Origin of the sequence: Clostridium saccharoperbutylacetonicum N1-4(HMT), from assembly GCF_000340885.1 — a bacterium.
Classification (GTDB): Bacteria; Bacillota; Clostridia; order Clostridiales; family Clostridiaceae; genus Clostridium; species Clostridium saccharoperbutylacetonicum.
Genome location: NC_020291.1, coordinates 1,372,860 through 1,385,225 on the forward strand (window position 1 = coordinate 1,372,860; position 12,366 = coordinate 1,385,225).

General features: G+C 29.5%; 11 protein-coding genes and 1 other annotated feature. All 11 genes read left to right on the forward strand.

The genetic code is table 11. From position 1 onward, the window contains the following. The first annotated feature begins 147 nt into the window (after positions 1–147). The 11 genes from CSPA_RS06085 (at position 148) to CSPA_RS06135 (ending at position 12,364) form a co-directional block, all read left to right on the forward strand. Complete coding sequence (locus CSPA_RS06085; protein WP_015391339.1) at positions 148–648, forward strand: PRC-barrel domain-containing protein; 501 nt, start codon at positions 148–150, stop codon at positions 646–648. Then, a complete protein-coding gene (locus CSPA_RS06090; protein WP_015391340.1) occupies positions 629–1,657 on the forward strand; it encodes an AI-2E family transporter in 1,029 nt (342 codons plus the stop codon). The genes CSPA_RS06085 and CSPA_RS06090 overlap by 20 nt, the downstream gene beginning before the upstream one ends. 236 nt (positions 1,658–1,893) lie before the next feature. Beyond that, positions 1,894–2,071 (forward strand) — a binding site (T-box leader). 176 nt (positions 2,072–2,247) lie between these two features. Continuing rightward, positions 2,248–4,887 carry an alanine--tRNA ligase gene (gene alaS, locus CSPA_RS06095; RefSeq protein WP_015391341.1) on the forward strand — a complete coding sequence of 880 codons (2,640 nt, stop codon included), beginning with the start codon at positions 2,248–2,250 and terminating at the stop codon, positions 4,885–4,887. Between the two features lie 140 nt (positions 4,888–5,027). Continuing rightward, positions 5,028–5,285: an IreB family regulatory phosphoprotein gene (locus CSPA_RS06100; protein WP_015391342.1), complete on the forward strand. Its 258-nt coding sequence runs from the start codon at positions 5,028–5,030 to the stop codon at positions 5,283–5,285. Positions 5,286–5,346: 61 nt separating this feature from the next. After that, positions 5,347–5,763 carry a Holliday junction resolvase RuvX gene (ruvX, locus tag CSPA_RS06105; protein WP_015391343.1) on the forward strand — a complete coding sequence of 139 codons (417 nt, stop codon included), beginning with the start codon at positions 5,347–5,349 and terminating at the stop codon, positions 5,761–5,763. 199 nt (positions 5,764–5,962) lie between these two features. After that, the gene (locus tag CSPA_RS06110) at positions 5,963–6,241 is read left to right on the forward strand and encodes a DUF1292 domain-containing protein (protein ID WP_015391344.1); all 279 of its coding nucleotides are present in this window, start codon (positions 5,963–5,965) and stop codon (positions 6,239–6,241) included. Between the two features lie 20 nt (positions 6,242–6,261). Further along, positions 6,262–6,714, forward strand: coding sequence for a Fur family transcriptional regulator (locus CSPA_RS06115; RefSeq protein WP_015391345.1), 453 nt, complete (start codon positions 6,262–6,264; stop codon positions 6,712–6,714). 66 nt (positions 6,715–6,780) lie between these two features. Beyond that, entirely contained in the window at positions 6,781–8,448 is a 1,668-nt protein-coding gene (locus CSPA_RS06120; RefSeq protein ID WP_015391346.1) for a ribonuclease J, read from the forward strand. A gap of 245 nt (positions 8,449–8,693) precedes the next feature. Continuing rightward, positions 8,694–10,520 carry a translational GTPase TypA gene (gene typA, locus CSPA_RS06125; RefSeq protein ID WP_015391347.1) on the forward strand — a complete coding sequence of 609 codons (1,827 nt, stop codon included), beginning with the start codon at positions 8,694–8,696 and terminating at the stop codon, positions 10,518–10,520. A 96-nt stretch (positions 10,521–10,616) separates the two neighbouring features. Next, positions 10,617–11,642 carry an endolytic transglycosylase MltG gene (gene mltG / locus CSPA_RS06130; protein ID WP_015391348.1) on the forward strand — a complete coding sequence of 342 codons (1,026 nt, stop codon included), beginning with the start codon at positions 10,617–10,619 and terminating at the stop codon, positions 11,640–11,642. Positions 11,643–11,719: 77 nt separating this feature from the next. Then, positions 11,720–12,364 (forward strand): O-methyltransferase, encoded by a 645-nt coding sequence (locus tag CSPA_RS06135; RefSeq protein WP_015391349.1) that lies wholly within the window; start codon positions 11,720–11,722, stop codon positions 12,362–12,364. The last annotated feature ends 2 nt before the right edge of the window (positions 12,365–12,366 follow it).

The following is a 12,366-nucleotide window of genomic DNA, read 5'->3' on the forward strand; positions in this document are numbered from 1 at the left end:
TTCTTTAGTAATTTAAGAAGTATTATATTTAGGCGCTTTTCTTTTAAGAAGATAATGAAACCGATAGTTTCATAATGAATAATTTTCCTTTCTTTGGAGACTATATAAATAATGTGAATTTTATATAGCTATTTGGAGGTATGCAATTTGTTTAAAACTAGGGATTTCTTTTTTAAGAAGATTTACAATATTAACGGAAAAAAAATAGGAATCATTGAGGATTTATTTATAGATTTCCACTTGGGAAGAGTTTTAGGCTTTAAAGTATCAAATAGCCATTTTTTTTCAAAAAGTAATTATATAGACATACAAGATGTTGTTGATATTGGTGAGGATATAATAATAGATTCTATCAGACAAGGAAGCGGATTAGCTTTTAAAGAAATAAAATATTTAGAGGTAATTGATGTTTTAGGAGATGTTAAAGGCGTTTTAGAAGATATGATTATAGATATTGAAGATTACAGTATAAAAGCCATTGTCATAAGTTCAGGATTTATAGATAAGATGATAAAGGGAAAACAAATAATTCTTTTGAATAAATGTATTCTTGGAGAAAAATATATATTATACACAGGAAATGAAGGGGTATTGTTTAAAACAATGCCACATAATATGGAGAAGTGCAATGGAGTTAAGAAAGCATAAGAAGATAATTTTATTTGGTTTGGTTTTATCATGCGGTATAATATTTATTTTAGCTTACTTTTTAAGTAAATCATTCAATACAATAGTAAATGTTATGATTATATCATTTATATTATCTTATACATTAAGCCCAATTAGAGATACATTTATAATAAAGTTTAAAGTAAGTAAAAGAGCAGCATCTATTTTGGTTATATTATTAATATTAGGAATTGTTGCCTCATGCATAATAGTGATAGTTCCAGCATTGTTTAAGGAAATAACAAATGTAAGCAATATATTTGATAATATAAGTAATTTTATGGATGAGGTCTTTAGAAAATTTAATTTGAATAATTCAACTGTAAGCAATGTGGTATATAATGAGTTTTTAGAAAGAGGAAATGAACTTTGGGTTACCTTTACAGAAAATTCTGTAGATAATTTAATTGGATTTAGTGACAATATTATTTCCTTTGCAATAATACCAATTGTTATTTATTATTTTCTTTGTGATGGAAACAAAATATATAACAAGATTTTGCTATTTCTTCCAACTGAAAAGAGGGGATTAGTTAAAAAATTTTTATATAATATAGATAAGGTGTTGACTAGATATATCACAAGTCAATTATTCTTGTCAGGATTAATAGGAGTATTAACTTTTATATTATTAGTAGTATTAAAAGTAAAATTTCCTTTGTGGATTTCGATTTTGAATGCAATTTTAAATATAATACCGTATTTTGGTCCAATATTTGGAGCTGTACCAGCAGTTATAGTTGCACTCTTGGATTCTCCAATTAAGGCACTTTGGGTTATTATTGGGATGTTTGTTATTCAACAATTAGAAGGTGATATTTTATCACCTAAGATTACAGGTGATAGTACAGAAATGCATCCACTTGTAATAATAGTGCTATTATTAATAGGTGAAAAATTTGGAGGATTTATTGGAATGGTATTAGTAGTTCCAATTGCTGTAATAATTAAGGCTTTATATGATGATATAAATTATTATTTGTTTTAAATACAGCGATTCAATATTACTACAATGTAGAAGAACCACTGAAATATTTAAATACATTTCGTTTTTTGTATTTATTAGGTATATTTGTTACAAGAATAATTGCTAAAACCCTAAGGATTTCCAAATAAAATCAACATTTATTGCTCTTTAATAATTGACTATTGATCAACAATCATTGAGAATTGATTATTGACATAATTATTTATATGAAATATAATTTTCATGAAATAATTAAATAATAAGTGATGATTAGGATAAGTAAATTTATTATAGATATTTAGAGAAAAAGTGGTTGGTGAAAACTTTTTACTATATTATTTTGAAGCTGCCTAGGAGCTATAATTAACTAAGTGATGTGTTTTGTTTACACATAATTAGGGTGGTACCGCGGAAATTTTGCCTTTCGTCCCTAGGATTATATTTAGGGAGAGGGCTTTTTTATGTTTTATTAGACATAACAATTGATGAAGCAATTATTAAGGAAAACTATACCTTGGAATATGTGTAAGAAGTTTACTATTACCAATTTAAAGTGCAAAGTATATACCACAGTTATTTAAAATACATAATGATATATGGAGGAATAATTTATGAAATTTACAAAAACAAATGATTTAAGAAAAGCATATCTAGAATTTTTTGAGAGTAAAGAACATTTGAAATTAGAAAGTTTTTCTTTAGTTCCTAAAAATGATAAGAGTTTATTATTAATAAATGCTGGTATGGCTCCATTAAAACCATATTTTACAGGACTTCAAGAACCACCAAAGAAAAGAATAACAACTTGTCAAAAATGTGTTAGAACAGGTGATATTGAGAATGTTGGAATAACAAGCAGACATTGTACTTTCTTTGAAATGCTAGGAAACTTTTCCTTTGGAGATTATTTTAAAAAAGAAATAATCCCATGGGCGTGGGAATTCTTAACTGAAGTTTTAGAAATGCCAAAAGAAAAATTATATGTAACAATATATTTAGATGATGATGAAGCATATGAATTTTGGACTACACTTACAGATGTAGATAAGAGTCATATATTTAGATTGGGAAAAGAAGATAATTTCTGGGAACATGGTGCAGGACCTTGTGGCCCTTGTACAGAAATTCATTTTAGCAGAACAGATGAAGTACCTACTAATTCAGAAGAATTTAGTGCTTTGTCAGATGCAGATAAAATAATTGAAGTATGGAATCTTGTATTTACTCAATTTGATGGAGATGGAAAAGGAAACTATGAAAGACTTGCAAGTACTAATATAGATACTGGTATGGGACTTGAAAGACTTTCAGTTGTAATGCAAAGTAAAAACAGTGTATTTGAAATTGATACATTAGAAAATATATTGAGTGAAGTTTCTAAACTTGCTAATGTTAAGTATGGTGACGACAGCAAGTCTGATATTTCATTGAGAATAATAACAGATCATATAAGATCAATAACTTTCATGATTTCTGATGATGTAATGCCATCAAATGAAGGCAGAGGATATGTGCTTAGAAGACTTCTTAGAAGAGCTGCTAGACATGGAAAAACTTTAGGGATTAATGATGCGTATCTTTGTAACTTATGTGATGTTGTTATAAGAGATTCAAAAGAAGCATATCCAGAACTTGAAGCTAAGAAAGAATATATTAAAAAAGTTATAAAAATTGAAGAAGATAAATTTAGAGAAACTTTAGATTCTGGTATGGAAATATTAAATGGATTTATTGGTGAATTAAAAGAAAATAAAGAAACAATTTTAAAAGGCGCTGATGGATTTAAATTATACGATACTTTTGGATTCCCTATGGAACTTACGAAGGAAATATTAGAAGACGAAGGTTTATCATTAGATGAAGATGCATTTAATGAAGAAATGAAAATTCAAAGGGAAAGAGCTAGAAGTGCAAGAAAAGTTTCTAATTATATGGGAACAGATGTTAAGACTTTAGATGCTATCCCTGCTGATATAGAAACAATATTTGATGGATATGATAATGATGCTTTAAATGCAGAAGTTAAATGCTTAATTGAAGGTGAAGATTTTGTAGAAAGCATTACTGAAGGAAATAAAGCTATTGTTGTTACTGATGTCACTCCATTATATGCCGAAATGGGTGGACAAATAGGTGATACAGGTTTTATATTTAATGATGGTTTTAAGGCACAAGTTGTTGATACTAAAAAGAATATCGGTGGTAAAATAGTTCATTTTGTAGAAGTTTTATCTGGAGAACTTAAATCTGGAGATAAAGTTACAATTGAAGTAGATAAAGAAAGACGTGAAAATATAAAAAGAAATCATACTGCAACTCACCTTTTAGATAAGGCATTAGTTACAGTTTTAGGATCTCACGTTCATCAAGCAGGATCATATGTTAGTCATGATAGATTAAGATTTGACTTTTCACATTTTGAAGCAATGACTGAAGAAGAAATCACTAAAGTTGAGGATTTAGTTAATGAAGCAATAACAAGTGTAACTACAGTTGTTACTAAAGTAATGGATCTTCAAGAGGCTAAAAACAGCGGAGCTATAGGTATATTTGATGATAAATATTCTGATAAGGTTAGAGTTGTAATGGCTGGAGAATATTCTAAAGAATTATGTGGTGGAACACATATAGATAATACTGGTAAAATAGGTTTGTTTAAAATTATATCTGAAAGCGGTATTGCTGCAGGTACTAGAAGAATAGAAGCAGTGGTTGGAAAAGAAGCATACAAATTAGTTAATGAAAAGAAAGATTTGTTAAAAGAAGCTTCAAGTAAGCTTAAGTGTTCAGAAAAAGAATTATTAAGCAAACTTGATCAACAAGCTAAAGAATTAAAAGAAAAAGACAAAGAAATTGCAGTTTTAAAATCTAAATTCGCAACAATGGGAATAGATGATATTATTGCAAGTGCAAAAAATGTTAATGATGTTAATGTTGTTGCATATGAATTAAAAGATGTTGATGGCGATGCTTTAAGAGATGTATGTGAAAAAGTAAGAGATAAAGTTGAAAGAAGTATTGTTTTACTTATGAGTGCTAATGCAGGAAAAGTTACAATATGTGCGATGGCAGCTAAAGATGCAGTTGCAAAAGGTGCTCATTGTGGGAAGTTAATTAAAGAGGTATCGGCTATACTTGGAGGCGGTGGTGGTGGAAGACCAGACATGGCTCAAGCAGGTGGAAAGTTACCAGAAAAAATCCAAGATGCAATAAAAGAAGCATATAAAATAGTTGGAACTTTAGTAAAATAGTATACTTTTTATAAATTATAGGTTATAATCTAGATATAGATTATTGAATAAATAAAAATATAAAGTTAATAATAGATATATATGGACATCGTTTCCTTATTAAATGATTAAGGGGGGGAGTTGCATAAAGCAACATTTTTATGAGTAATAATATTGAACATACAATGCAATTTGATTTAAGTAAGAATAAAGAAGCTCTTACAAAAACAATATTAACAGAGGTTTATAATTCGTTAAAAGAAAAAGGATATAATCCTATAAACCAATTAGTTGGATATTTGCTTTCAGGAGACCCTACTTACATCACTAATTACAACGGAGCAAGAGCTTTAGTAAGAAAACTCGAAAGAGATGACATACTAGAAGAAGTTATAAAGTCTTATTTAGAGATAAAGTAGAGAGTGCCCGTTTATAACGGGCGCTTTTAATTTTTTCATATACTGCGAGAGGGGTTAAAATTTGAGAATACTAGGATTGGATGTTGGTCAAAAAACTATAGGAGTGGCTGTAAGTGATCCTTTAGGGTTTACAGCACAAGGGTTGACAACAATAAGAAGAACGAATAAAGAAAAGGATATTCAAGAAATAAAGAACTTCTGTGATCAATATGATGCTAAAGTTATATTAATAGGATTACCTAAAAATATGAACGGAACAATAGGACCATCAGGTGAAATTATAATGGCTTTTGGCAAATTGCTTGAAGAAGAACTTAAGCTTGAAGTGAAATTTTGGGATGAACGTTTAACAACGGTTGCAGCACATAGGGCTATGCTTGAAGCAGACTTATCAAGAAATAAGAGAAAAAAAATAGTTGATAAAGTTGCATCAACATTTATACTTCAAGGATATTTGGATATGATTTCAAGAAAATAAAATATATAGGTTATGATTAAAGTTGTTCATTTGAATTTAAGAAATTTTAAGAGAAAAGCGTATTTACTGATTACATATTTAGTTATATGAACTTTCTTATTTAATCTTTTGCTATTAATTGAACATTGATAATTGATAATTGAAACGTATATACTAATTTATATAAAAAATAATATTATTAAAAGAAAGGAATGGATTTATGGATAAAGATGCAAAATATGTATATATACCTGATCAAGATGGAAATGATGTTAAATTTGAGGTTGTGATATACTTTGAAATAGAAAAACTTAAAGGTCAGTATATCGTTGCTACGCCAGCAGATGATGAAACTGATGAAGCCTATGCTTTTAAAATCTTTAAAGATGGAGATGGAAGCGAGATCTTTATAGCATTAGAAGATGATGATGAAGAATTTGAAATGGTATTAGAAACATATAATACTCTTATGGATGAAGATGGATTAATAGAAGAATAATACAAAAGTGAGGTGTTAGTATGGAAGTATCTAATTTAATTGATATGGATGCCTTGAAGGAAAATCTAAAGAAAAAGGGTTATAAATTAACGCCACAAAGAAGGTCAATTGTTGATACAATAATTGAAAATGAAGGGCAGCATTTAACAGCAGAAGAAATATATGATAAAGTGAAAAAGAGTTGCCCGGAAATTGGCTTGGCAACAGTATACAGAACTATTCTTTTGTTAGAAGAATTAGGTGTTATCTCTAGATTAGAATTAAATGATGGATGCAATAGATATGAAATAATGCATTCAAATGAAACGCATAGACATCACCATCTTGTTTGTAATAATTGTCATAAGGTTTTAGAAGTTCAGGATGATTTATTAGAGGACCTTGAAGCGGCAATTGAAAAGCAATACAAATTTAAGATTTTGGACCATAGTGTTAAGTTTTATGGTATCTGTGATGAATGTCAGAATAGTTAATTGATGAATAAAAGGCTTTTATAAAGACCTTTGTTTATAAATAAAATTTAAAAAAGGAGGGGAAGTATGAAAAATGAAAGAGCGAAGATAAAAATAATTCCTCTTGGTGGTATAAACGAGATTGGGAAAAACATAACAGCTATTGAATATAAAGAAGATATTATTGTAATAGACTGTGGATTAAAATTCCCAGATGATGATATGTTTGGTATAGATATTGTAATACCAGATGTTTCATATCTAATTAAAAACGTTGAAAAAATCAAGGGAATATTTTTAACTCATGGACATGAAGATCATATAGGAGCATTACCATATGTGTTGAGACAATTGAATGTTCCTGTATATGGAACTAAGCTTACGCTTGGAATAGTTGAGACTAAACTTAAAGAGCATGGCTTACTATCTTCAACAGAATTAATAAAAGTAAAACCAAAAGATATAATTAAGCTTGACAGTGTTTCGGTAGAATTTATAAAAACTAATCACTCGATTGCAGATTCGGTTGCAATTGCAATTCATACACCACTTGGTGTTGTACTTCATACAGGAGATTTTAAAATTGATTATACCCCAATTGATGGGGAAAGGATGGATTTTGGAAGACTTGCTGAATTAGGTAGAAAAGGTGTTCTAGTAATGATGGCGGATTCAACAAATGTTGAAAGACCAGGATATACAATGACAGAAAAAGTTGTAGGGGAAACCTTTTTAAAGCTATTTGGTAAAGCTAAAGGCAGATTAATTGTTGCTACCTTTGCGTCTAATATTCATAGGATTCAACAGATTATTACAGCAGCAGAAGCTTATGATAAAAAAGTTGCAGTATCTGGAAGAAGTATGGAAAATATTGTGCAAGTAGCAGTTGAATTAGGATATCTGAAACTTGAGAAAGAGATATTAATTCCTATAGATCAGATATCAAAGTACCCTAATGAGAGGGTTGTTGTTATAACAACTGGAAGTCAGGGGGAACCACTGTCTGCTCTTGCTAGAATGGCAGCTTCGGAACATAGAAAAGTAAATATTGTTCCAGGAGATACGGTTATTATTTCAGCTACACCAATTCCTGGAAATGAGAAGCTTGTTTCTAAGGTTATAAATCAATTATTTAAAAAGGGTGCACAAGTAATATATGGTTCTGAGGAAAAAATACATGTATCAGGTCATGCTTGTCAAGAAGAATTGAAGTTAATGCAAGCGTTAGTAAAACCAAAGTTTTTTATACCAGTCCATGGTGAATATAGACATTTAAAGAAACATGGAGAGGTAGCAATGGAAATTGGTCTTCCGGAAAACAATTTGTTAATACCGGAAAATGGAGATATAATTGAAGTTGCTAGAAATGGCATCAAAAAAATTGGAACAGTTGTGTCAGGCCAAGTATTTGTTGATGGGCTTGGTGTTGGAGATGTTGGAAATATTGTTCTAAGAGATAGAAAACACCTTTCACAAGATGGTATATTAACAATAGTAGTAACTATAGAAAAGCAAACCGGCAGAGTTGTATCAGGGCCAGACATAATTTCAAGAGGATTTGTATATGTAAGAGAATCTGAAGGGCTTATGGATGATGCCAGAGAATTAGTTAAATCTGTTCTAAAGAATTGTGAAGAAAAGCAGATTACTGATTGGGCAACATTAAAGTCTAAAATGAGAGATGAACTTAGAGAATTCCTTTATGAAAAAACTAAGAGAAAGCCAATGATATTACCAATAATTATGGAATTTTAATATATCTAATTTTCGTAATTAATTAATTTAATTATAATAATTATAATTATTAATGATTTTTGAAGATAGAAATTATAATTAATTTGTAAGAGCCTTGACTTTTATTCTCGAAAAGAGTAAAATTTAAAATAGTTGCGTAGGAAATTGGGTGCTTTAAGTATCCAATTTTCTTTTTGAAGAAAAAAGTTATAGGTTTACATAAAAAATATAAAATCACAGTTTACAAACTGTTTGGAGGAATAAATATGGAATTAACAAAAAGAGAAGATATTAGAAATATAGCAATTATTGCCCACGTTGACCATGGTAAGACAACATTAGTTGATGCTCTATTAAAACAAAGTCATACATTTAGAGCAAATGAAAAAGTAGAAGAAAGAGTAATGGATTCTAATGACTTAGAAAAGGAAAGAGGAATTACAATTCTTTCAAAAAATACTGCTGTAATTTATAATGATATAAAAATAAATATAGTAGATACTCCAGGGCATGCTGATTTCGGTGGAGAAGTTGAGCGTGTACTTAAGATGGTCGACTCAGTTTTACTTGTTGTTGACTCTTATGAAGGTCCAATGCCACAAACTAAATTCGTTTTAAAGAAATCATTAGAATTGGGATTAAAACCAATCGTTATAATTAACAAGATAGATAAACCTAATGCTAGACCAACAGATGTTATAGATGAAGTATTTGACTTATTTGTAGAACTTGGAGCTAATGATGAACAATTAGATTTCCAAATTATTTATGCATCAGCTAGAGAAGGTTTTGCAAAATATAGTGTAGATGATGATAATAATGATATGAATCCTATATTTGAAACAATAGTGAAATATGTTGCACCACCAGAAGGATATGTAGATGAACCACTTCAAATGCTTGTAAGTACATTAGATACAAATGCATTTGTTGGTAAAATTGCAATTGGTAAAATACATAGAGGTACAGTAAAAAGAAATCAAACAGTATCTTTATTAAAAAGTGATGGTTCAAACTCTAATTTCAAAATAACTAGTATATTTACATACAAGGGATTGAAAAGAGAAGAAGCAGAAGAAGCTTCAATGGGAGATATAGTTGCAGTAAGTGGTGTTCTTGATGCAAATATAGGTGATACTATAGCAGACTCTTCAGCACCAGAAGCACTTCCATTCTTAGAAATAGATGAACCAACATTAAACATGAACTTTATGGTTAATGATTCACCATTTGCAGGTCAAGAAGGTGAATTTGTAACATCAAGACATTTAAGAGATAGATTAATGAAAGAACTTGAAACTAATGTAAGTTTAAGAGTAAATGAACTTACTCCAGATTGTTTTGAAGTTTCAGGAAGAGGAGAACTTCATCTTTCTGTTCTTATTGAAACAATGAGAAGAGAAGGTTATGAATTCCAAGTTTCAAAAGCTAATGTTATCTTTAGAGAACACAATGGACATAAGGAAGAACCAATTGAATACTTAACAATAGATGTTCCAGAAGAATTTATGGGGCCAGTTATGGAAAAGCTTGGACCTAGAAAAGCTGAAATGGTTAATATGACATCAGCAGTTAATGGATATACAAGATTAGAATTCACAGTTCCAGCTAGAGGTCTTATTGGATTTAGAAGTGAATTAATGACTGATACAAAGGGTAATGGAATCATGAATCACGTATTCCATTCATACGAAAAATATAAAGGTGAAATCCCAGGTAGAAGCAGAGGATCAATAGTATCTTTCGAAACTGGAGATTCAATAGCATATGGATTATTTAGTGCTCAAGAAAGAGGTCAGTTATTTATAGGAGCTGGTGTTCCAGTGTATGGTGGTATGGTTGTTGGAGTTTCTGCAAGAGCAGAAGATCTTGAAATCAATGTATGTAAAATGAAGAAACTTACCAATACAAGATCATCAGGTGCTGATGATGCATTAAAATTGACTCCGCCACTTGAAATGTCTCTTGAACAATGTTTAGAATTCATAAATGCTGATGAATTAGTAGAAGTTACACCAAAGTCTATCAGAATGAGAAAAAGAATTTTAGATAGTGCTGAAAGAAGAAGAACGATTAGTAGAAGTAAGAAGTAATTTACTAAAAGTACTTTAAATATTAAATAAAATAAATATAATTAAAGTAAATGGTCTTTTGAGACTATTTACTTTTAATTATATCTAGGAGAAGTTATGAATAAGCATAAATCATTTAGAAAATTCGTACTCATAGGTATCTTTTTTCTATTTGTAATGGTATTATTTTTTACTGTTTCTTATAATAAAGCTATAGATAAGCCATTAAAATCTAATGAAGATACAATTACGATAGAGGTAAAACAAGGGGAAGGTTTTAATGATATATTAAATAAACTAGATAAAGAAAATAAATTATCTAGTAAATTTTTTGTGAAAATAAAGTTGGCTATGGATAAAAGAAATTTTAAATTGCATGAAGGAATCTATGAAATAAATACTAATGCTACATTAGAAAGCTTCATCAATTCTTTGGAAAATGAGAATGGTGACAAGGATTTGGTTAAATTAACAATACCTGAAGGATATTCAATAGATGAAATTGCAGATACTGTTGACGAAAAAGGAATTTGTTCTAAAGAAGATTTCTTAAAAGCAGTTAAAAATTATGATTTGCCTGAATTTGTAAAAGCTGATAATAAAAAAAGATATAATTTAGAAGGATATTTGTATCCTGATACATACTTAGTTAAAAAAGACAGTGATGGGAATTCTTTGATTAAGACTATGCTGAATAGATTTAGTGAGGTATTACAACAGGTAAAGGAAGAAACTAAAACTGACTTAAAAGATGAAGAGGTTGAAAAAATTATTAACATAGCATCAATCATAGAAAAGGAAGCTAGGGTACCAGGAGATAGAACTTTAATTTCTTCTGTAATATATAATAGACTGGATAAAGATATGAAACTGCAAATAGATGCGGCTGTAATTTATGCTTTAGGATACCATGTTGACAAAGTATTAAACAAGCATCTGGAAATTGATTCACCTTATAATGTATATAGATATAAAGGATTACCAGTTGGACCTATATCTAATCCAGGTATTGATTGTATTAAAGCTGCATTAATGCCAGCAAAGACGGAATATTTATATTATGTTTTGCAGACTGATAAAACTCACTATTTTACTAATAATTATAATGATTTTTTAAAGAAGAAAAAGGAATTAGGATATTAATTCAGTTTACAGTGCACAGTTTTCAATTGTAGATTGTGAGTTGAAGTTAGAAGTATGATTGAAATTTGGAGGAAGTTATGAGTGAAATTACATATGACTATATGGAAGAATATATTAGAGGGCTAATTTCAGATAGGGATGGAATATTAAATGAAATAGAGAATTTTGCAAGGGAAAATGGAGTACCTATAGTTCAAAAAGAGACAGGTGTATTTCTTGAATTCATGACTAGTATGAAAAAGCCAAAGAGAATACTAGAATTAGGCACAGCTATAGGTTTTTCGTCAATCTTGATGTATCAAGCAGCAGGAACTGAACCTGAAATTGTAACAATCGAGAGAGATGAAAGAATGATAGAATTAGCAAACGTTAATTTAAATAAATTTAATTTGAGTGAAAAGATAAAGATTGAAGAAGGGGATTGTCTTGAGGTTTTAGAAAAACTGACTGAACCTTTTGATTTGATCTTTATGGATGCAGGCAAAGGACATTATAATCATTTCTTACCACATTGTTTAAGGCTGCTTAAGGAAGATGGAATAATCGTGGCTGATAATGTCCTATTTAGAGGGATGGTTGCATCACAAGATTTGGTGAAAAGAAGAAAAATAACAATAGTAAAAAGAATGAGAACTTATTTGGAATTAGTTACTCAAGATAAAGATTTAATAACATCTGTCATACCTATGGGAGATGGAATTGCAGTTACTAAGAGGAGGTAATT

Excerpts from the sequence above, each read along its gene's own strand:
- CSPA_RS06090 (WP_015391340.1), top strand. The coding sequence starts at position 629 with ATGGAGTTAAGAAAGCATAAGAAGATAATTTTATTTGGTTTGGTTTTA.
- alaS (WP_015391341.1), top strand. The coding sequence starts at position 2,248 with ATGAAATTTACAAAAACAAATGATTTAAGAAAAGCATATCTAGAATTT.
- CSPA_RS06100 (WP_015391342.1), top strand. The coding sequence starts at position 5,028 with ATGAGTAATAATATTGAACATACAATGCAATTTGATTTAAGTAAGAAT.
- CSPA_RS06110 (WP_015391344.1), top strand. The coding sequence starts at position 5,963 with ATGGATAAAGATGCAAAATATGTATATATACCTGATCAAGATGGAAAT.
- CSPA_RS06115 (WP_015391345.1), top strand. The coding sequence starts at position 6,262 with ATGGAAGTATCTAATTTAATTGATATGGATGCCTTGAAGGAAAATCTA.
- CSPA_RS06120 (WP_015391346.1), top strand. The coding sequence starts at position 6,781 with ATGAAAAATGAAAGAGCGAAGATAAAAATAATTCCTCTTGGTGGTATA.
- typA (WP_015391347.1), top strand. The coding sequence starts at position 8,694 with ATGGAATTAACAAAAAGAGAAGATATTAGAAATATAGCAATTATTGCC.
- mltG (WP_015391348.1), top strand. The coding sequence starts at position 10,617 with ATGAATAAGCATAAATCATTTAGAAAATTCGTACTCATAGGTATCTTT.
- CSPA_RS06135 (WP_015391349.1), top strand. The coding sequence starts at position 11,720 with ATGAGTGAAATTACATATGACTATATGGAAGAATATATTAGAGGGCTA.